The organism is Dyadobacter sp. CECT 9275 (genome assembly GCF_907164905.1).
Taxonomy (GTDB): Bacteria; Bacteroidota; Bacteroidia; order Cytophagales; family Spirosomataceae; genus Dyadobacter; species Dyadobacter helix.
Map to the genome: position 1 here is coordinate 813,231 of NZ_CAJRAF010000001.1, position 21,002 is coordinate 834,232.

22 protein-coding genes are annotated in these 21,002 nt (G+C 45.1%); 14 read left to right on the forward strand and 8 right to left on the reverse strand.

Going from position 1 to position 21,002, the window contains the following annotated elements; translation table 11 throughout:
- Positions 1-9: 9 nt before the first annotated feature.
- The 3 genes from KOE27_RS03265 to KOE27_RS03275 all read right to left on the reverse strand — a co-directional run bounded on the left by KOE27_RS03265 (position 10) and on the right by KOE27_RS03275 (position 3,654).
- Positions 10-1,662, reverse strand: a complete 1,653-nt coding sequence (locus tag KOE27_RS03265) for a hypothetical protein (RefSeq protein WP_215237413.1) — start codon at positions 1,660-1,662, stop codon at positions 10-12.
- Positions 1,659-2,843, reverse strand: a complete 1,185-nt coding sequence (locus tag KOE27_RS03270; RefSeq protein WP_229252618.1) for a hypothetical protein — start codon at positions 2,841-2,843, stop codon at positions 1,659-1,661. Before KOE27_RS03270 ends, KOE27_RS03265 begins: the two co-directional genes overlap by 4 nt.
- 142 nt (positions 2,844-2,985) lie before the next feature.
- Entirely contained in the window at positions 2,986-3,654 is a 669-nt protein-coding gene (locus KOE27_RS03275; RefSeq protein WP_215237415.1) for a C40 family peptidase, read from the reverse strand.
- A gap of 319 nt (positions 3,655-3,973) precedes the next feature.
- On the opposite strand from KOE27_RS03275, the gene KOE27_RS03280 reads away from it, so the two are divergent.
- From KOE27_RS03280 to KOE27_RS03325, 10 genes are all read left to right on the forward strand, one after another.
- The gene (locus KOE27_RS03280) at positions 3,974-4,585 is read left to right on the forward strand and encodes a fumarylacetoacetate hydrolase family protein (protein WP_215237416.1); all 612 of its coding nucleotides are present in this window, start codon (positions 3,974-3,976) and stop codon (positions 4,583-4,585) included.
- 47 nt (positions 4,586-4,632) lie between these two features.
- Positions 4,633-6,585: a M23 family metallopeptidase gene (locus KOE27_RS03285; protein ID WP_215237417.1), complete on the forward strand. Its 1,953-nt coding sequence runs from the start codon at positions 4,633-4,635 to the stop codon at positions 6,583-6,585.
- A 2-nt stretch (positions 6,586-6,587) separates the two neighbouring features.
- A complete protein-coding gene (gene bcp / locus KOE27_RS03290; protein ID WP_215237418.1) occupies positions 6,588-7,046 on the forward strand; it encodes a thioredoxin-dependent thiol peroxidase in 459 nt (152 codons plus the stop codon).
- Positions 7,047-7,137: 91 nt separating this feature from the next.
- Complete coding sequence (locus KOE27_RS03295) at positions 7,138-7,995, forward strand: transketolase (RefSeq protein ID WP_215237419.1); 858 nt, start codon at positions 7,138-7,140, stop codon at positions 7,993-7,995.
- Positions 7,996-8,046: 51 nt separating this feature from the next.
- Complete coding sequence (locus tag KOE27_RS03300) at positions 8,047-9,081, forward strand: AAA family ATPase (protein WP_215237420.1); 1,035 nt, start codon at positions 8,047-8,049, stop codon at positions 9,079-9,081.
- Positions 9,042-9,644 (forward strand): DUF4276 family protein, encoded by a 603-nt coding sequence (locus KOE27_RS03305; RefSeq protein ID WP_229252619.1) that lies wholly within the window; start codon positions 9,042-9,044, stop codon positions 9,642-9,644. Before KOE27_RS03300 ends, KOE27_RS03305 begins: the two co-directional genes overlap by 40 nt.
- A 30-nt stretch (positions 9,645-9,674) precedes the next feature.
- Positions 9,675-10,628, forward strand: coding sequence for a transketolase family protein (locus KOE27_RS03310; RefSeq protein ID WP_215237421.1), 954 nt, complete (start codon positions 9,675-9,677; stop codon positions 10,626-10,628).
- A 198-nt stretch (positions 10,629-10,826) separates the two neighbouring features.
- Positions 10,827-11,369, forward strand: a complete 543-nt coding sequence (locus KOE27_RS03315) for an RNA polymerase sigma factor (RefSeq protein WP_215237422.1) — start codon at positions 10,827-10,829, stop codon at positions 11,367-11,369.
- A gap of 56 nt (positions 11,370-11,425) precedes the next feature.
- Complete coding sequence (locus KOE27_RS03320) at positions 11,426-11,875, forward strand: hypothetical protein (RefSeq protein WP_215237423.1); 450 nt, start codon at positions 11,426-11,428, stop codon at positions 11,873-11,875.
- A gap of 17 nt (positions 11,876-11,892) precedes the next feature.
- The gene (locus KOE27_RS03325) at positions 11,893-12,369 is read left to right on the forward strand and encodes a hypothetical protein (RefSeq protein WP_229252620.1); all 477 of its coding nucleotides are present in this window, start codon (positions 11,893-11,895) and stop codon (positions 12,367-12,369) included.
- Positions 12,370-12,521: 152 nt separating this feature from the next.
- Here KOE27_RS03325 and KOE27_RS03330 read toward each other — a convergent pair whose 3' ends face one another.
- From KOE27_RS03330 to hisB, 4 genes are all read right to left on the reverse strand, one after another.
- Complete coding sequence (locus KOE27_RS03330; protein ID WP_215237424.1) at positions 12,522-14,096, reverse strand: SulP family inorganic anion transporter; 1,575 nt, start codon at positions 14,094-14,096, stop codon at positions 12,522-12,524.
- A 45-nt stretch (positions 14,097-14,141) separates the two neighbouring features.
- Positions 14,142-14,792: a carbonate dehydratase gene (gene can / locus KOE27_RS03335; protein WP_215237425.1), complete on the reverse strand. Its 651-nt coding sequence runs from the start codon at positions 14,790-14,792 to the stop codon at positions 14,142-14,144.
- Positions 14,793-14,919: 127 nt separating this feature from the next.
- Positions 14,920-15,222: a hypothetical protein gene (locus KOE27_RS03340; protein WP_215237426.1), complete on the reverse strand. Its 303-nt coding sequence runs from the start codon at positions 15,220-15,222 to the stop codon at positions 14,920-14,922.
- 393 nt (positions 15,223-15,615) lie between these two features.
- Complete coding sequence (gene hisB, locus KOE27_RS03345; RefSeq protein WP_215237427.1) at positions 15,616-16,740, reverse strand: bifunctional histidinol-phosphatase/imidazoleglycerol-phosphate dehydratase HisB; 1,125 nt, start codon at positions 16,738-16,740, stop codon at positions 15,616-15,618.
- A gap of 184 nt (positions 16,741-16,924) precedes the next feature.
- Here hisB and KOE27_RS03350 point away from each other — a divergent pair, with 184 nt between their 5' ends.
- The 4 genes from KOE27_RS03350 to KOE27_RS03365 all read left to right on the forward strand — a co-directional run bounded on the left by KOE27_RS03350 (position 16,925) and on the right by KOE27_RS03365 (position 20,566).
- The gene (locus KOE27_RS03350) at positions 16,925-17,518 is read left to right on the forward strand and encodes a riboflavin synthase (protein WP_215237428.1); all 594 of its coding nucleotides are present in this window, start codon (positions 16,925-16,927) and stop codon (positions 17,516-17,518) included.
- A gap of 68 nt (positions 17,519-17,586) precedes the next feature.
- On the forward strand, positions 17,587-18,390 hold the full coding sequence (locus tag KOE27_RS03355; protein WP_215237429.1) for a PASTA domain-containing protein: 804 nt from the start codon (positions 17,587-17,589) through the stop codon (positions 18,388-18,390).
- On the forward strand, positions 18,362-20,227 hold the full coding sequence (locus KOE27_RS03360; protein WP_215237430.1) for a T9SS type A sorting domain-containing protein: 1,866 nt from the start codon (positions 18,362-18,364) through the stop codon (positions 20,225-20,227). Before KOE27_RS03355 ends, KOE27_RS03360 begins: the two co-directional genes overlap by 29 nt.
- A 30-nt stretch (positions 20,228-20,257) precedes the next feature.
- Positions 20,258-20,566: a rhodanese-like domain-containing protein gene (locus KOE27_RS03365; protein ID WP_215237431.1), complete on the forward strand. Its 309-nt coding sequence runs from the start codon at positions 20,258-20,260 to the stop codon at positions 20,564-20,566.
- Positions 20,567-20,611: 45 nt separating this feature from the next.
- Here KOE27_RS03365 and folB read toward each other — a convergent pair whose 3' ends face one another.
- Positions 20,612-20,962, reverse strand: a complete 351-nt coding sequence (gene folB / locus KOE27_RS03370) for a dihydroneopterin aldolase (protein WP_215237432.1) — start codon at positions 20,960-20,962, stop codon at positions 20,612-20,614.
- Positions 20,963-21,002 lie beyond the last annotated feature (40 nt).

A 21,002-nucleotide genomic window follows, 5' to 3' on the forward strand; every position in this document is an offset into this window, starting at 1 on the left:
GCCCTGTTCCTATAAGTTCAGGTTATCTTTAACACTGACGTCAAAAGCGCCTGTAAGTACCTTACCGTTACGTTTCACCTGTAGGAAAATCCTGTATTTTCCGCTTTTGGGAAAAGCGTAAGGAAACGAAATACGGTTGCCGTGCTCCATGCCCATGGCGCCATTGGCAGTTGTTTCATACATACCCATCTCGGTCATCAAAAGCTGTTCACGCTGAAGTACATTCATAGACTTTAACTTGGTCAAATACTGATCAACGCTATCCCTGAAAATGGCTGGGGACGGTTTTGGAGCTATTTGTGAAGTATCTGCGAGTCGTTTTCTGAAACTTTGTCCGGCTGCCGAAGCGAAGGTACCTCCAGGATGCAAATGAATGTACACAGAGCCATCAGAGCGAAACAATGCCACGTGTCCAAGCATTCCCAGGTAAGGTTCGGGGAGGCAGGCACTTCCGTCGGGATTGTACATTTCGAAATTGAGCTGGTAAGGTTTTCCGGCTTCCAGTGGCTGGTCCGATTTCCCTTCCCACACCGCATAGGAGCCATCTTTGAAAACGGTTTTGGAACCCGGCTTTCCGCAGATCACAAAGTTTTCTGTTGCAGGGGCTTTGCCAGGCGCATTCATAGGATCTGTGATTACATAGGTATCTTCTTCTGCGGTGATCTGGCTGTGGGGCGCGTGGTGGCCTGGGGGGATATCCAGGGTATCCGTCATGGTTTCGCCAAAGCCTGAGTACCGGACGAAATCCGAATATACCAGATACCTGCCTGCGGGCAACTCCGGTAACCAAGCCTCAAAAGTGGTGCTGTCCTTACGTTCCGGATGGAGGTGAGCAAATGCATCCAGTCCGGGGATACGAACCAGGAAAGTATGCATCAGTTTGCCGTGGTCAGGGATGATGGTACTCAGCATGGTTCCACGCTTGTTGTCTGCCCAATCGGTAGTATCAATTTTCAATTGAAAGCGCCGTTGATCTCCCGTTCTTAAAATGGCTGAATGCGCGGTAAGCGGTTTGTACAAGTATCTCCGATAGTGAGCAGCCCAGCTATCCCACCAGCTGCTTCCTGCATACAATATCAGCATGCAGATGGCAGAAGCAATTCCCATATTAACCCATCTTTTGCGTTTTCTGGCAGCGGACAGAGCTTCCCCGGGGCGAAGCAGGCCGTCACTTACACTGGCTCCGATGGCCGTGATCATCAGTACGAACAGCAGTAATGCAAGCGCGGCAAGTCCCATACTCAGTCCGTTGGGCATGTCGCGCTGAGCAGTGGATGCTGCGGCCAACGGAACAACCAGCTGGGCTTTCCCCTGTTGGCCTTCTATCATTAGCTGGACACCGGATGACCCCGGCTCCATAAGCCAGACCATCCCCTGGAACTCTCCCGCTACACCTTCCACTTTTTGAAGCAGATCTGGAGAAGGTGCGCCTTTATCACCTGACCTGTAAAAAATAGGACGGGCGGAAATATGTTTTACATTGCCACTTTCTACAAACACGGTGATCTGTGCCGTGCCGGGGATCACATCTGGCGGCTGGATACTGACCATAATCTGATAGGGCCCCGCCTGTCCCTGCATTTGTACGCCGGAGCTGCCTACATGCGCATGTGCAATCTGCAGGGAGAGGAATAAAATAAGTAAGAGCAGTAATTTTTTCATCGTTGAATTTTATTCATCCATTTTCCCCAGGCCAGTCCGACGCGCGCGGACACAAGGCTTGATACGAATGCTATGGCAAGGCCTTTGTACAATTCTGTGGTGGATTCCAGCATCCAGGGTGCAAATTTATAACGGAATTCAAAATCAGGCTTATTCCCGAAATACCAGGAGGTACTACCGAAAAACCAGTTACGTGCATGTGGCGACTCCATCAGAAAACCGCCGAAATTCCATTGGACCACAAAGAATACGATCAGGAAAATGCTGCCAAGTGCCATGGCTAGCCACCAGTCGTTCAGATGGTGGAGGCGTAAACGGAGGTAATCCAAAATCATCGCCGGAATCACCAGAAGCAACGGAAACATGAAACCCTGATAATGCGTAATATGATTCATGATGGGGCCGAGCTTGGGTTCCGCGGGGAACAACGGAATAATCCATAAGGTGAGCAGCATTAAGGCTGTGTATACCCCTGTTACCGCAGTGATGGTCCATCGACCTGATATGGCTCTTCCCACGGACAGCAGCAGGACAGGAAAGGCAGCGGCACCGTAGATATAATAACTGGACCGGTGTGATTCCATTCTTCCTATTTCTTCTGAAAGCAATGTGAACCACATGGTAAGCAAAAAACCAGCCGACAATGAAAACAGCCAGAAAAGAATGGTATCAAGGAATTTTTTTCTGGTTGCGCTCAGGTTTGCCCTGAAAGGTAATTGGTTTTTGACGGCAATCACACTGATCATTGCTCCAAATTGCACACTGATAATACCCAGCGCAAGTACTGTATGGGGCGGAGACAGGATGGTGATGTCCAAACCGTAGGTATTGTGCCACCAGTCGTCAAACGGAGCGGAGGTAAGCATAGCCAGTGCACCCCAGACACAAAAAAGAGAGCCCAGAGAGCTGTAAAAAATTCCCCAGACTTTCACACTTTCAGATTTTTCGGAAATACTTCCCCAGAACGTTTTTCGCAAAATCTCGTAACCCGAAAAAACGCCGGAAACTACGGCCCCCAGATAAATAATAAGGTGAGGAGGCGACAACAGGCCATCTCTTCCGATGCTTAAATGCCAGCATATATCCCAGATAAGCCCTGTGATCACACACAGGGAGGAAAATACGGTAGCATAGATGTATAAAGGAATCCTGTATGGGGCATTTTCATGAACTGAAATCATTCGGCCGGTTTTTGAAGGAGGGATTGTAGTGGTGTCCATAACCTTTGGTTGGATCCGTAACAGTTTCTTTTACAAGTGATTTAATAACTCCCATTTATTTTCAGGATAAATGGCGGGAGCCTTCTGTTATACTGTAAAAATACTAAAAAGGACGCATTGCCTTCACAAATCTTCCCTTGAAATACGTCGAAAAGAGATTGTCCTCACGCACACCTCTGGAGGTAGAAGCATGGATGAAAATGATCTCCTGATCACTACGGACGTCAGTAACGATTCCGGCATGGGATACATATCCTTCCTTACCTGCTTCAGGAACAAAAAATACCCAGTCGCCCGGCTGGATTTCCTGTATGGCGTTTATCTCTTTCCCAAACTCCGACTGCTGCCAGGAAATCCGGGGGACTTTCACCCCGATTTCAGCGTATACCGAGCAGATAAGGCCTGAACAATCAATTCCGTTTTTGTCATTTCCTCCGGACCGGTACGGTGTGCCGGTATAGGTGCGTGCCTGGTCAATTACTTTGGCAACCTCTGCACTATAAGGTACTGCCGGCCTTGTATAAGTAGCTCCGGATACCGGTGGTGTATTATTCTTTTTGGGTGGTGTTGTGCTTCTGCCGGAACCTGGCCTGGCCGGAGGGCGGGAAGAAGGCCTTGCGGAAGCAGTACTGCCTGACGACCGTGATTTGCTGTTCCTGCCTGATCGCGGCGAGGACTCTTTGGATGGTGTTTTACGAAGTGTATCGCAGGAAGTTATGAGTATAGATAGTGTGAAAAGATAAAGGAAATAAGGGAATATCTGTTTTCTCATGTACTGATTTTTTATTCTTGTTCCGCAGGTCAAAGCTGCTCGGAGTTTTCCGGGCCGAAGTTTTACTTATGTGCAATTAACGATACATATATTAAAAAATGATTCATTTGATCAGAAAAAGACAAAGCTACGTGCTGAAAGCTGTGCCGGAAAGGTGGATGTATCTTTGGGGTACCTGCTTGCGAGGGTTGCGCTGGGAAGCGGGTACTGTTAAAAATCGTTCGAAAAGTTATGTCGCTGACGCCATAGTCAGTAGTTTTGTCGTTTGATTTGGAAGGGGTTGCCTTATCAGTATTAATATTTTAAGCTTTTAGACGAAATGAAAATTATTTGTGTAGGACGTAATTACACCGAACACATTGAAGAGTTAAATAACGAGCGTCCTGACGCGCCGGTTATATTTTTGAAACCTGAAACGGCTCAGATCCGCCTGGGGGAGCCGTTCTTTTATCCCGACTTTTCAAAGGATATTCATTATGAGGTAGAGCTCGTTGTAAAAATAAACCGGGTAGGCAAGAATATTGAAGAACGTTTTGCGCATAAATACTATGATGAGATAGGAGTGGGTATAGACTTCACGGCCCGTGATCTGCAATCGGATTTAAAGGCAAAAGGGTTGCCGTGGGAGCTTGCTAAGGCATTTAACGGCTCTGCACCGGTATCTGATTTTATCAATGTATCAGAATTTGAAGACATTCAGAATATCAATTTCAGCCTCGACGTCAACGGAGAGACCAGGCAAAAAGGGAATTCTTCCATGATGTTATACCGTATCAATTATCTGATTTCGTTCGTTTCAAAATTTTTCCTTCTTAAAAAAGGAGACCTCATTTTTACCGGAACGCCCAAAGGAGTAGGTGCGGTGCAGATCGGGGATACACTCACTGCTTTTATTGAAGGAAAACAGATGTTACGTTTGCCCATCAAATAAATCCTTATATCAAACCAGCGTTTCAGTTTAATCACACACCCATCTTGATGTACAACTGCTTGGGAGCCAAAGTCCGTTATTTTGCTTTACTATTCTTCTGTATTTCTATTGTGTCGGTGGCGCAAAAGCAATCCTATCCTAAAGGTTACTATCAGTTTCCTATCCGTCCCGGGCTGCCCAATTCACTCGCCGGAGGACTGGGCGATTTGCGCACCAACCATTTTCATGCAGGAGTGGATATCCGCACCCAGCAGCGGGAAGGGCTTCCCGTGTATGCCGCGGCCGATGGGTACGTCTTGAAAGTGGCCGTGCAGAGGGGCGGATATGGTAATGTAATTTATCTCAGACATCCCAACGGGCAGACTTCGGTATATGGTCATTTGCTGAAATTTTTGGATGAGGTGGGTGATTACGTAAGAAGCGAGCAGTATAAAAAACAGACTTTTGAAATTGATCTTTTTCCCCAGGCTGGCAGATATACCTTTAAAAAGGGCGAGATTATTGCTTTGTCGGGGAATACGGGCGGGTCTGCGGGGCCTCATCTGCATTTCGAGATCAGGGATTCCAAAGATAATTATCTTAATCCGCTGTTTTTTGGATTTAACGAGATCAAAGATATCACACCACCTAAATTTGTGAATCTGGCGATCAGGCCGCTGGACATTAATGGGAGGGTGAATGGTCAGTTTGCCAGAATACCTTACACGCCTGTAAAACAGAAGGACGGGTCCTACAGGCTGGAACAACCCGTAACAGCCACAGGTACCATAGGGATAGATTTACAGGCTTTTGACCAAATGACGGGAACGGGTTTCCGGTACGGGCTGCAATGTATTGAGATCAGAATGGACGGACAGGAGGTATTTTCTTACAACATGGAAATTTTTCCGAATGCCGCTACAAGGGATTACAACAACCTGATCGACTATGACATGGAGCAGGAAACCGGTCAGCGGTTTTTGAGGTGTTACGTTCCGGATGGGAATAAGTTCAATCTTTATAAAACCAATGGATATCAGGGGAAACTGATGATTCGGGATACCCTTAGTCACCAGATAAAAATCAGGATATCTGATTCTTACGAGAATTTCAGCGAATTGACTTTCAGTATCAAGGGAGAATCCAATGATGGTAGTATCGCCGTTCCGGAAACAGAAGCGAATCCGGAATGGGTACAAACTGAAATTGATGAAAATGTCTTGAAAATAAGGGCTGCCAGGTACCAGAGTACTAACCCCGTGGCCACCTACTTTGCCTCTGGGAACCAGATAAAAGCGAGGGCGGTGGGCTATCAGAGCGGTGCCGCTGTTTTTGTTTCGGATCTCAGGGAGTTCATGCCTGATTCCGTACAGATTGGTAATATCACTACCAAAACCTATTTCCGCAAAGCGCTGATGCCCGGTATCCCTCAAAAATACGAGTCCGAAGGCTGGTCGCTTGAAACCGATAGCACCAGTCTTTTTGATACCCTTTACCTAGCAGTGCAGCGCAATTACACCACGCTTAAAGTCAATGACAGAGGCACAGCACTGAGAGATCGGGTGAGGCTTACATTTAAATCGGAAATTCCGGTTACAGATAAGGCAAGAACGCATATGTACCGGTACGTGAATGGTGATTATCGTTTTGTGGGAGGAGAATGGAAGGGAGATGTCATTACATTCGAAACGAAGGAATTAGGTACTTTTATGATGCAGACAGATACCGTTCCCCCAAGGCTCAGGCTGACGGAAAACAGCGGACAAAGGATCACAGGGTACATCGGCGACGGTTTGTCGGGTATCGACAAGTTTCGGGCCATGGTAAATGGTACTTGGGTCCTGCTCAATTATGATTATAAAAAAGGATATATCTGGTCAGAAAAGCTGGATAACGGTGTGCCATTTGATGGAGATCTGCTGGTTGAAGTTACGGATAGGGCGGGAAATAGTACTATCTTGCAGACTGAAATAGTTGAAAAACCAAAAGTGGTCAGAAAACCAAGGAAAAAAAGAAAATAGATATGGAACTTCAGGTGGGTGATGTTGCTCCGGATTTTACGGCTAAAGATCAGGATGGAAAAGAAATAAAGCTTTCGGCATTCAAGGGTAAAAAGGTGATCATGTATTTTTACCCTAAGGATGATACCCCCGGTTGTACGGCTCAGGCCTGTAATTTAAGAGATAACTACGATGTACTGCTTCAAAAGGGATATGTTGTACTGGGTGTGAGTGTGGACAGCGAAAAATCCCATCTTAAATTCATCAAGAAATTTAACCTGCCTTTTCCGCTCATAGCTGATACTGAACACGCTATTGTTGAAAAATATGGCGTATGGGTAGAGAAAAGTATGTATGGCCGTACTTACATGGGTACTGCCAGAACCACTTTCGTGCTGGATGAAGACGGGGTTATCACTGAGATTATTGAAAAAGTGGACACAAAAGATCACACCGATCAAATTCTTCATCAAACTGAATAAGAAACAGTCATACTTAAGATTGTTTTCGTACTAATTTTACATCTTGCCAAGCGGGTAGCAGTATATACCTTGAAAATCAATAAAGAACAAAATGGAAATTGAACAATTAGAAAAAGTTGCATCACAAGTTCGCCGGGATATCGTTCGTATGGTGCATGGTTGCCAGTCGGGGCATCCCGGAGGATCTTTGGGCTGCACCGAGATATTGGTTGCACTATACTTTGAGCAAATGAAGCTTAAGGAAGAGAACGGCAAACCGGTTTTTGATATGGATGGAACTGGAGAGGATCTCTTTTTCCTTTCCAACGGACATATTTCTCCGGTATGGTATAGTGTTCTTGGCCGTAAGGGATACTTCCCGGTTGAGGAAATGGCTACCTTCAGAAAGCTTGATTCAAGGTTACAGGGCCACCCAACTACCCACGAACATCTGGAAGGTATCCGGATCGCCTCAGGTTCTTTGGGCCAAGGTATGTCGGTTGCAATTGGCGCCGCTTTGTCTAAAAAACTCAATAAGGATAACGAAACCGTTTTCGTCCTGATGGGCGATGGCGAGCAGCAGGAAGGGCAGGTATGGGAAGCAGCTACATTTGCGCCGCACCATCAGGTAGATAACCTGATTGCTTTCATTGACCTGAACGGCCAGCAGATCGACGGCCCGACGGTGAAAGTGATGAATAACCTCGACCTGGGTAAAAAATATGAGGCTTTTGGCTGGGAAGTGATTTCCATAGAAGAAGGCAACGATATGGCGGCGGTTGTAAAAGGACTTTACGAAGCCAAGTCGAGGCTGGGCCACGGCCGGCCGATCATGGTATTACTGCATACCGGTATGGGCTTCGGCGTGGACTTTATGATGGGAAGTCACAAATGGCACGGAGTGGCACCAAACGATGAACAATTGGCCGCCGCGCTGGGACAGCTGGAGGAAACTTTGGGAGATTATTGATAGCTGTGGGCTTTTAGCCAACAGCAAAAGTACCGGGTTACTGATTCATTTATGAAGATTGAAAAACTCAGGATTAAAAATTTCAAATCCCTCGTTGACCTTGAAATCATCGAGCCAAATCCCTTTAGTGTTTTTGTAGGGGCAAATGGTGTTGGGAAATCGAATATTTTTGAGGCGCTGGAGTTTTTTTACTACGTGAACTCGGTTTATCCAGATGCACCAGGAAATCCGAAGGTTTCTCAGAAGATTACGTTTCAGATGTTTGATGGAGTGAACCTACTGTCATTCAGGGAACAAAATAGACAAGCTAGCATCGAATTGCATGTTGAAGTAGGCTCTATCCACTCATCCATTTATAGTACAGGCAGCACTGAAAACGATCTTTTTTATATTGTAAGTGATGGAACCTTTTCAGACCGGAGCTTTTCAGAAAATGCCAAAAATGGAGCTGCGAATAAATTATTCAAGAATTTCTCCAGGATTTTTATTGGTCAAAGTCGATTAGAAAGAATCAACGCACAAGTACGTTCGAATGAAAGATTGACTATAACCGCGAGCAATTTGGAAAAAGTTTTAAAGCGGTTGCTTTTTGATGAGAACAGAAGAGAAGATATGATAGATTACCTTCGGTTACTCATTCCTGAATTTGAAAGATTGGAAATTCATTCAGACAATATTGGAGGGACAGACACACTTTTAATTTATGAGAAGGGCTCAGACAAACCTTTTAATAGAAGCTTGATTTCCGACGGTACTTACAATATACTTTGTTTGCTAACAGCCTTATATCAGTCGGATGAGCCGCAGTTTCTTTGTATTGAAGAACCGGAAAATGGGCTGAACCCGTTCGTGGTAAAAGAACTGGTGAATCTTTTCAGGAACGCCTGCGAAGAAAAAGGACATTATATTTGGCTGAATACCCATTCTCAGACTCTGGTTGAGGCGTTAACTCCTGATGAAATCATTTTGGTGGATAAGGTCAACGGAGAAACACAGGTTAAGCAGATCAAAGGAATGGATTTACATGGTATACCCACAGACGAAGCATGGTTTTCAGGCGCTTTGGGAGGGGGTACACCTTGGTGAGGATCGGGTTTGTTGTAGAGGGATATACCGAAAGGATCATTTTGAAATCTGATGGTTTTCGGGAATATCTTAAAGAGAAAAATTTACAACTTATCCATGAAATCATCGTTGCCGGTAGTAAGGATAACCTGGCGCCGGCCAGAATTACAAGTTATGTTCAGGTACTGAGAGACAATGGCGCTGAGGTGATTGTGGTGCTTAGAGATCTTGACGACTGTTTGAGTATTGAAGAAGCAAAATCGAAGGTGATTTCAGATACTGATATTGAGAAAGTCATAGCAGTCCAGGCGATTGAATCCTGGTTTCTGGCAGACTCAAAAACTTTGGGAGATATTCTCAATGTCCCCGATTTTTATTTTGATATGCCAGAAGAACTGGTTGCACCATTTGAAAAGTTGAAGGAATTAAGAATGAAATATTCGGGTAGAGGAATTGGAGATAAAAAAGTGTTTGCCAGAATTATGGTAAGTAACGGTTTCTCCGTTCAAAGGGCAGCCAGTCACCCCAATTGCCCAAGCGCAAAATATTTTTTAAATAAGCTGGAATCGCTAGCGGTTAATTAATAAAGATTAGAAAATAGAAAAGATACAATAATGAAAAAATACACTTTCACAGAAAAGAAAGATACCCGTTCGGGATTTGGTGCAGGCATGCATGTTCTTGGACAACAAAACCCCAATGTTGTAGCCCTTTGTGCTGATTTGGTTGGCTCTCTCAAACTTGAACCCTTCATCAAGGAAAACCCCGAAAGGTTTGTCCAGTGTGGTATCTCCGAGGCTAACATGATCGGTATCTCAGCGGGACTAACCATTGGAGGAAAAATACCTTTTGCAACTACCTTTGCCAACTTCGCAACAGGTCGTGTTTATGACCAGATACGCCAGAGCGTGGCATATTCGGGTAAAAATGTGAAGATATGTGCTTCACATGCAGGCCTTACGCTGGGTGAAGATGGTGCAACCCATCAGATCCTGGAAGATATCGGTATGATGAAAATGCTTCCTGGAATGACGGTGATCAATCCGTGCGACTATAACCAGACCAAAGCAGCAACCATTGCCATCGCCGAGCATGACGGGCCGGTTTATCTGCGTTTCGGACGTCCGGTTATTCCTATTTTTACCGATGCGGATCAGAAGTTTGAAATTGGTAAAGCATGGATGGTAAATGAAGGGACAGACGTGAGTATCTTCGCTACGGGGCATATGGTATGGGAGGCGATTCAGGCTGGTGAACAACTGGAAGCGGAAGGTATCAACGCTGAGATCATCAACATTCACACTATCAAACCGTTGGATGAAGAGGCTGTTTTAAAATCGGTTTCCAAAACAGGTTGCGCTGTGACTGCCGAAGAGCATAACCGTATCGGCGGGCTGGGCGACAGCATTGCTCAGGTGCTGGTTAAAAATAAACTGGTTCCCCAGGAATATGTTGCCGTGAACGACAGCTTCGGGGAAAGTGGGACACCAGCCCAATTAATGGAAAAATACGGCCTTACGGCAAAGGATATTGTTGCGGCCGCTAAAAGAGCGATCAGCAGGAAATAGAAAGGCACACAGTTTTTGCTTAAATTGAATAAGTCTTGCAGCGGGTCCCGGATGACGGGCTTACTGCAGGACTTAAATTTTTATTAGCCCTGTTATGGAAAAACAATAATAATTGGTATTCTTACAGGTACAAGAAATCAGAAGCCGGAGGACAATCGGATGAACCTGCGCCGAGGCTATCAGGTTATTAGTTATTAAATGTCTGACGAAGAGTTATTAGCCCTTTTTGAGAATCCTGATACGCGGCGAAATGCGTTCAACCAGCTGGTGCGCAAGTATCAGCAGAAAGTGTATTGGCTGGTGAGGAAGATGGTAGTCGACCATGACGATGCTAACGATATTACCCAGGACGTTTTCATCAAGGCCTGGTCGGCGCTGGAAAATTTCAGGGGAGATTCCAAACTCTATACCTGGCTATACAGAGTAGCCAGCAACGAGGCGATCAACTTTTTGAACAAGAAAAGAAGGAGGTTTTTTGTCCCGATTTACGATGTTGAAAATGAGCTGAGCGAAAAACTGGAATCGGATCCGGAACTGAGTGGGGATGTTATTCAGTTGAAACTCCAGAAGGCCTTGCTTAAATTGCCTGAAAAACAGCGCCTTGTTTTTAATCTTAAGTATTTTGAAGAGCTGCCTTATGAAGAGATTTCCGAAATAACAGGAACCTCGGTGGGTGCTTTAAAAGCTTCCTATCACTGGGCAACAAAAAAAATTGAAGATTTTTTAAATGATACGGATTAAACTTTTTTAGGCTAAAAGAGTCAAATCCCTGAATTTCAAAAGTAATTCGCAAGATCATGGACAAAAAACGTATACGGCTTGAAGACCTGAAAAAGGAGACGCCATTTTCAGTGCCGGAAGGTTATTTTGATAAATTACCACATATCATACAGGCAAAAATTCCACCGGTTAAGGAACGCAGAAAAAGCATCATACCCGGCTGGACGTGGCAACGAGGAGTGGCGCTGGTATCTGCTATGGCCCTGATCTTTGTGCTGGTATGGGTTACAGTCCCCGAAAGACAAGGGGCTTTGGGAAATGAGCCTTTAAGTGACGTAAGTGATGGCTCCATTATCCAATATCTGGAAGATCAGAACATCAGTTATTACGATTTGAGCGAGCACAACGTTGTTCAGAAGGCTTTTGAAACAGACTCAACCGTGATGTTTTATCTGGATAATATGGATGAAGATATCATTGAACAGCAGATTCTTGATGCCCCGGTGAGGGGTTTGGACAAGATTTGACCCTAACAATTTAAAAAATGAACTTATTATCATCAAAATTGATCTTTCACAGGGCGAGTGGCCTGGTGCTGTTATTAATGGTAACCTTTACAGCTTTTGGGCAACGGAGGTCGGAAGAAGAGATTAAGCGGATTCAGGACGCAAAGATTGCCATTATTACCAACAGACTGAATCTGACACCTGAACAATCCGTTGGATTTTGGCCGATGTATAACGAATTTTCTCAAAAGCGCAGAGAGCTGCATCGGGCGCAGCGCAAAATTATTAATGATAAAAAAGCGGAGGGCCAGACAGACGAGCAGGTATTGAGTAACCTCAAGGAAGTGCAGGAGCTCAGACAAAAGGAGCTTGATCTGGAAAAGGATTATCAGAACCGCTTTTTAAAAGTAATTTCTGCGAGCCAGGTGGTCGAGTTGTATAAGGCCGAACGAACTTTTAATGATATGCTCATTCAACGTCTCAAACAAAGAAAGGAAGAAAAACCAAACGAGTAATCGGCTTATTACATAAATGCCTTTCCCGTCCCGGATATTTCCGGTGGCGGGATTTTTTATTTTCAAAAAGCGGATGATTAAAAATCAGAACCCTGGTGTGGAGACGATAATCCGCCATACCAGGGTTCTGACTGCGTTTGATACAGGATTTTTTAGTGCCCGCCTATGATCGAGACTTCTTTGATACCCTTCGTTTCAACCTTGATATTTCGCAAAGGTGCCGAATGCTTTCTGAAATCCTGGATAATTTCCAGTACATCATAATCAATATCAATAGACCGGGTCCCATCGATAATCACGGTTGAATTATCGGGAAGATTGTCCAGCGTTGCGCCGATACTGCCTTTGTTCAGAAAGGTTACTTCCTCCGATAATATCAGAGTGATTACCTCACCATTGCGATGTTCTTCTTTAACATACTGGTAGGAATGCTTGTAATTCTTCCGGAGAATGAAATAAATAGCGATTACCATTCCTATGGCAATGCCTTTGAGCAGATCGGTGCTCAGGATGGCAATGATGGTTACGATAAAAGGGATAAACTGTTCCTTCCCCAGCCGGTACATGCCGGTGTAAAGAGAAAGTTTGGATAGTTTATAACCAACCACCAGCAGAATAGCTGCCAGAGAAGCCAGGGGTATATAATTCAATAATTTGGGAATCAGCAATGCGGAGAGAAGCAGGATGGTCCCGTGTATGATCGTAGCCATTTTGGTCCTTCCACCTGCTTCCACATTGGCTGAACTACGAACAATAACCTGAGTGACCGGCAACCCGCCAATAAGCCCGGATGTCATGTTGCCTATACCCTGGGCAATTAATTCCCGGTTGGTAGGGGTACTCCGTTTATATGGATCCAGTTTATCCGTTGCCTCAACGGATAGGAGAGACTCAAGACTTGCCACCACAGCCAGTGTAACCGCGACCGTATAAACCTCGGGCTTTGTGTAGGACGTGAAATCCGGTGATTTAAAAAAACTAAAGAAATCCTGCAAACTGCCCGCAACCGGAAGCTGTACGAGGTGGTCACCACTGACAGCCAGGCCCGGAGCAAATAGGTTAAACCCGATATTCATCAGTACCCCCAGTAGAACAACAAACAAAGCACCCGGTAAGAATTTGAAAAGCTGGATACGTTTCATAAAAGGCTTGTCGAACAGGATCAGCAGACCCAACGAAACGGCCGATATGATGATGGCCCCGGTGCTACTGTACCGCACCGCGTTGTAGAGTTCTGTCAGTGTGTTCTGCCCGTCTTTTTGTTGAAAGGCCTCATCTCCCATGAAATCGGCATCGTAACCAAAGGCATGTGGTATCTCCTTTAATATCAGTGTAATACCTATGGCTGCCAGCATTCCTTTAATCACTGAGGATGGGAAATAATAACCGATGATTCCGGCTTTCATGATACCGGCAATAACCTGAAGCGCACCTGCTAAAATTAATGCTGCCAGAAAGGCCTCAAAACTTCCCAGTGTATCAAGTGCAGAAAGTACAATAACAACCAAACCGGCAGCAGGCCCGGATACACCGAGAGGTGATCCGCTGATGGCACCTACGACTATCCCGCCGACCATTCCGGCAATGATACCGGAAAAGAGTAGGTCGGGCCTGCCAGTGGAGGCAAGTGCCACCCCCAGGCAAAGTGGTAATGCAACCAGATAAACGACCAGGCCCGAAGGAAAATCGTATTTTAGGTTTGAAAGCAATTTCTTATCAGACGACATGCGCAAGAGTTTTAATCAATGAGTGAGACTAGTTTCGGGAATAGGTTACGCTAACTGGGGTTCGGATTCAAACCGGTATACCGACTCAATTTTGCTGGTATCACCTGCGGTAACGTTAAGATCTTTAAGTATCCCGTTCTTTACATCGTAAACAATACCATGCACCAGTAACGGTTTGCCATTTGCCCAGGCATTTTGCACAATAGATGTTTTGCTCAGATTGTACACCTGCTCGGTCACGTTAAGCTCAACCAGCCTGTCGCTCCGCTCTTTCATATCTTCAATGGCACCGAGCTCATTTTCGTGCAGGCGGTAAACGTCCTTAATGTTCCGTAACCAGTTGTCTATCAGTCCTACCTGTTTATGGGACATCGCAGCATTTACGCCTCCGCAGCCATAGTGCCCCACAATCATGATGTGTTTTACCCCAAGCACATTCACAGAGTAATCCAGTACGCTTAGCATGTTCATGTCCGTATGTACCACCATGTTGGCAATGTTGCGGTGCACGAATATATCTCCTGGTGAGGTCCCTGTAATTTCATTGGCAGGCACACGGCTGTCCGAACAACCAATCCACAGGAACTCAGGGCTTTGTCCGTTAGCCAGTTTGTTGAAAAAATCGGGATCTTCTTGTGTTACCTGTTTAACCCAATTCTTATTGTTTTCAAATAATTTATTATATGACTTAATCATAGTAGTACCAAATGGTTGTAAATGGATGGAAAGAGAAGGAATAAAATACCATACGCAAGTGCAGTCAATCCCGATTTCGTTTCAGGACCCAAAGCTTACGGGGTAAAAAAAATAGAATGGGGAGCGATCAGGCCAGTTCTGGGGGAGGAGAAAAGAGATTGCGGTAAATCTCATTTTCAAAAGAAACATGGTACGCAAACACCGATTTGAGGGAGGTGTCAAATACCTGTTTTTCAATTTCAATTACGGAGTTGACCAGCTGCAGGTCATCCATCATTTTCTCTGTTTCGGTTTCAGAGTTTTCATTTTCGCAACTGCCAGAGTCGCACTGTACTATAGATTTGCTTTTTGCCAACAGCAGCTTGTCCACATTCGCAGCCTTGCAAATGAGAAAAAGAGTGAGCAGCAGGAGGCAAAAACTTCTTAGCAAACCAAAATAGCGTTTATGGACACATAATCTGCAAACAGTGTTGGATTTAGAAACGTTCGGCTCCCTGCTTTTCTTATTGTATATGAGCAAAAATGGATGAGCGGTCCTAAATCGGGGATGGCAATAAAAAAAGGGGTGTTATAAAACAACCCCTTTTTTTATTACGGTCTCCAGCCTTTTTCATGGTTCTCCAGCCATCTGCCTACTAAAAAAGCAGAAGTCAGCAAGACTACATAAAAGGCTATCATGATAATTGTCATTTGCATAATGTACCCGGTTTTCTGATTCAATAATGACAAAAATAGTTAAAAATAGATTAGAAGAGTTAAACCAGTGTAAAAAAATGGAACCGCTGGGCCGCATTAAGTATTTTAAACGGTCTTACTTTGGCATTTATAATACCCCCTTGGTCGAAGGCATAAAATCCAATGCTTTCAAGTCTCGTTTCACCGCCATTTTTATGGCCTTGGCAAAGGCTTTAAATATAGATTCAATTTTGTGGTGCTCATTTTGTCCTTCCACTTTGATATTCAGGTTGGACAAGGAGGTATCAGAAAATGATTTAAAGAAATGGTGGAACATTTCGGTAGGCATTTCGCCGATACGCTCTCTTTTAAATTCGGCATCCCAAACCATCCAGGGGCGGCCCGAAAAATCAATCGCTACCTGCGCAAGTGCTTCATCCATAGGTAGTAAATAGCCATACCGGCTGATCCCCCGTTTGTCACCCAGTGCTTTTCGGTATGCCTCTCCCAAGGCGAGTGCAGTATCTTCAATGGTATGGTGTTCGTCTATATGGAGATCTCCCTGTACCGAAATTTTCAAGTCAGCGCCGGAATGGCGGGCAAGCTGATCAAGCATGTGGTCGAAAAAGCCCAGTCCGGTTTCTATTTCCGACCTACCGCTACCGTCCAGGTTAAGCTCCACTTTAATCTGTGTTTCCTTGGTGTTGCGCTTCACAACCGCGATGCGGGAAGGTAATTTCAAATGTTCATAGATAGCATCCCAATCTGTTGATACAAATGCCAGAGAGCCCTTAAGATCCGAAGGTACCGTTTGGGCAGCTTCGGGTTCTGCATAAAACAGCGCTTTTGCACCCAGATTTACAGCCAGTTGGATATCCGTGAGGCGGTCGCCAATGACGTAGCTGTCAGCCAGGTCGTATTCTTCGGAAAAATATTCGGTGAGCATAGCCGTACCGGGCTTCCGTGTTGGCAAATTTTCCTCGGGAAAACTTCTGTCAATATGTACCTTGGCAAAATGAATATTTTCGTTGGAAAGTGTGGTTAGCATTTTAAGATGAGCTGGCCAGAAAGTGTCTTCCGGGAATGAGGCCGTTCCAAGCCCGTCCTGATTAGTTACCATAACCAGTTCATAATCTGTTTCCTCGGCAATCCGACGTAAGTTGGAAATCACTTTGGGTAGAAATTCGAGTTTCTCCAGTGAGTCAATCTGGAAATCTGTCGGCGGCTCAACAATAATAGTACCGTCGCGATCAATAAATAACACTTTCTTCATTTAACAGGAATATTGAGATAATTACTAGTCAAGACAAATGCATTTCCTAATTTTGTTCAAATTTCGTAAACTAACTCGGATAGAAAAGCTATCCATTAAGGAAAAGACAAATTGATTGGTAAAAAACAGGATTGGACTAGTCGGTTTGCCGGGGTTTGAAAGATACATTTAAAGTTAAGTCAGGATGTTTACAGGTATTATTGAGTCGCTGGGAGAGATTCTTGAAATTAGTGAAGAAGGAACTAACCGTACATTCACGCTCACTTCGCCAGTTGCGACAGAACTGAAGATAGACCAAAGTCTTAGTCATAACGGGGTATGTCTTACGGTGACGGGCGTGGAAGGCAACCGCTACCAGGTAACTGCAGTGGAGGAAACCTTGAAGAAAACCAACCTGGGTTTGCTGAAACCCGGAGACCAGGTTAATCTGGAGCGGTGCATGCCAGCAAACGGACGATTTGACGGGCATATTGTACAAGGGCATGTAGATCAGACGGGGACCTGCGTTTATGTAGAAGAACGCGAGGGAAGCTGGCTTTACGATTTTGAATACGATTCTTCGCAGGGAAACCTAACGGTCGAAAAAGGCTCCATCTGTATCAATGGGGTGAGTTTAACCGTTTTTAATTCCGAAGAAAAGAGGTTCAGGGTAACCATAATTCCCTATACTTATGCCTTTACAAATTTCAACAGGCTGGCCGAGGGAGATACCGTGAATCTGGAGTTTGATATTCTGGGAAAATATATCAAACGGATTATCGGTTCGTATAACCTATAGTGCATTGGGTTCTTTTAATTATTACCTTTATTTTTACCGACTTATAACATTCCTGTTTACTTAATTTCATGGCCAAGATAAGCACTCAATCCCGTTCGGATCTTTTCATACATATCGGAATTATCTTTTCCCTGCTGCTGGTTTTTTTTCTGGGCTTTTTCTTCGTTTACCTGCCTTTTACAACCAATCACGGAGAAGCGATTACGGTACCTGATCTTAAGAAAAAAAGTGTTGAAGATCTGGAAGATTTTCTGGATAGCCGGGATCTGCGGTATGAGGTGAGTGACTGTACTTTCGTGGCCGGTCTTCCGGCGCTGACCATCATTTCACAATATCCGCAGCCGGGGGCAAAGGTAAAGGAGGGACGTAAAATTTATGTGACGGTGGTTTCCAAAACGGCACCTCTGATCAAAATGCCGAAACTTACGGATATGACACACCGCAGCGCACAGATGTATCTGCGAAGTGTTGGCCTGGAAGAAGGTGCGATCACCTATGAACCGGATATGGCCCAGAATGCCGTTCTCAGACAAATGTATAACGGGCACGAGATATTACCAGGACAGCCGATCGCGAAGGGGTCCAAGATTGACCTAGTATTGGGTGAGGGACTTGGTACCGCCCAGTTTGAGGCGCCATCTGTGACGGATATGCCGCTGGACGAAGCCAAAATTGCTATCATAGGTGCAGGCTTGAAGGTGGGGCAGCAAATGGTGGTACCTGCTGAAGAAGGCCAGGCCGGGGGCACAGTGGTACGTCAAAATCCGGATGCAGGAACAAAAGTAAGAATTGGTGATGTAATAGACGTGTGGGTTACCCCACAAGCACCTGAATCAGAATCGAATGGCAACACACAACCAGAACAGTTATAGGGTATCCCTGGCAGGAATTTTAAGTATCACACTGATTTTTCTCAATAGTTTACAGGTAATCGCACAACTACAAATCGTACCGATTTCTGTTGGACAGGCCAACACACAGCCGGATGCAGTTCCTAACCAAAAAGTGAGTGCCAGCCTGGGACTTCCTTTTTTTGATGATTTTTCGACAACAGCAACTCAATCCCCGGATCCTCATTTCTGGATGGCAGGCAGCGGGGTTTTTATTAACAATACCCTAACAACTGGGCACCCCTCCGTGAATGTGGCTACTTTTGACGGCCTTAAAGCAAACGGTACCCCCTATAATTTTACCAATCCGTTATCTCAAAATTATACGGATACCCTCACCTCACTGCCAATAGACCTCCAGGGAAAGACTGCGGCAGACTCGGTATACCTGAGTTTTTACTGGCAGTCCAAGGGATTAGGTGAGAAACCGGACTCAAGTGACTTCTTTCAGCTCGAGGTTTTGAACAGCAGCCAGCAATGGACGGCACTCTGGAAAAGAAATGGTTATGAATTGGATACCTTGTTTCACCAAGAGTTTGTCGTTATTAAGGATCCCTTATTATTTCATTCGGGTTTTCAGTTTCGTTTCAGGGCTTATGGGCGTAATTCGGGGGCATACGATATGTGGCACCTCGATTATGTATACCTGAATGCCAAGCGCTCCAGCAAAGACATTTACATCCGTGATATTGCGGTAAGAAATCCGCTGACTTCTTATTTGAAGACTTATACGGCCATGCCGCTGGATCATTACGCCCGAAATCCGGCAGGATTTACTGCGGCCAATGTGGGTACCCAAATCGTAAATCATTACAATAATGAAAATTATACCTCCTTTGTATTAACGGTAAAGGATGAAATTTCCGGGGCGGTGTTCAAAGGCGGACAGGAGGGATCTACTTATATAGGCCCTTTGAAAGAGCTCGTCAAATCGGTTACCATTTTGCCGCTAACAGTGAGCACCACACTGGCGAGGATGCGGATCAGATATAAGTTTGATATGCTCACCACAGATAACAGCAATCCAAGTATCCCGAGTATTGACCTGCGCCGAAATGATAGTATCAGCGCAGTGGCTGATTTAAGTGATTATTTTGCCTACGACGATGGCAGTGCGGAATATGGCATACAGATCAACCAGAAGCTGGGAAGAGTGGCGATAAGGTTTGTGATGGCAAAACCCGATACCGTGGGTGGGGTAAGGATGTCGGTGGTTCCATTCAATAAGGATATTTCGGGGCAGTCGTTTACACTTCAGCTGTGGAGTAATAAAAACGGAAAGCCCGACCAGCTCTTAACGCAAGCCGCCGTAGCGGCCAGATATGGAACTTCAAGAAACAGTTTCAATGAATATACTTTTGGAAAAGCCGTTGCAATAACAGACACTTTTTATGTGGGCTGGCTTCAGGTGAATGAACAACCGCTCACCGTTGGCTACGACCTGAACTCGCGGCTGGGAGCAGATAAGGTATGGTATAACCTGGGGACGGAGTGGGTGCCGGGCGCTGACCTGAAAGGAAGTATCATGATTCGCCCGTTTATGACTACCAAAGGGCAGGAAGTGGTGACCGGGACGGAGCCGGGGATATCTGCAAAAAGTTTTTTTTATCCTAACCCTTCTCAGGGAATTATATCCTGGAAAGATTTGGTTTTAGACAGGATAGAGGTATACACTGTGAACGGCAATTTGGTGAAAGTTATTTCACCAGGTTATGAGAGCAGGTCGGCCAGCGTGACGGAACTGCCGGGTGGACTTTACATTTTTAAGGGATATAACGGTAAGAGGCAAATAACTCAGAAAGTCGTGATTTTCAGGTAAACAAAGTTTCTATTTTAAATTTATATAATTATGGATATTACAGTTGAGGAATTAAAGGAAAGGCTGGAAAAGGGGGAAGACCTTCATTTTTACGATGTTCGTGAAGAGCATGAGTATGAAGAGGATAACCTGGGAGCCGTACTGATCCCGTTGGCCGAGCTGCCGGACCATCTGGACGAACTTTCAGCACTTAAGGACGAAGAGATCATTATCCATTGCCGCTCGGGAGCCAGAAGTGGCAAGGCTGCTGCTTTCCTTCAGTCGCAAGGTTATACCAACGTCAGAAATGTGCTGGGAGGTATTCTGGCTTATCGTGAGCTGGAAGAATCAGAATCATAAGGGCACGTCCTGAAGCCGGACGATACGAACAGTCCGGCTTTATTATTATCCTTCCATGGTGATCACCGCCCGCGTGCAGACACCTCCCACCGGAGGGTTAAATTTGGATACCTTTACGATAACCTTATCAACGAGCGGATATTTTTCTCTCACGCCGCGGATCACCCTGAAGCCAATATGCTCAAGTAATCGTGCAGGGTCTTCCATCACTTTAGCTGCAATGCGGTAGATGATTTCGTAGTTGACGGTTTCGCTGAGCTTATCGTTTTGGGCAGCTTCCACAAAATCCGTGATCACGGTAATATCCAGTGCGTATTTGTTTCCAATGCGTTGCTCTTCAGGATAATAGCCATGATATGCAAAGAACTCAAGGCCTTCCAAACTTATTGTTCCCAATACTGATTTAAAATTATCGGTTAGTATCCTGAGATAATCC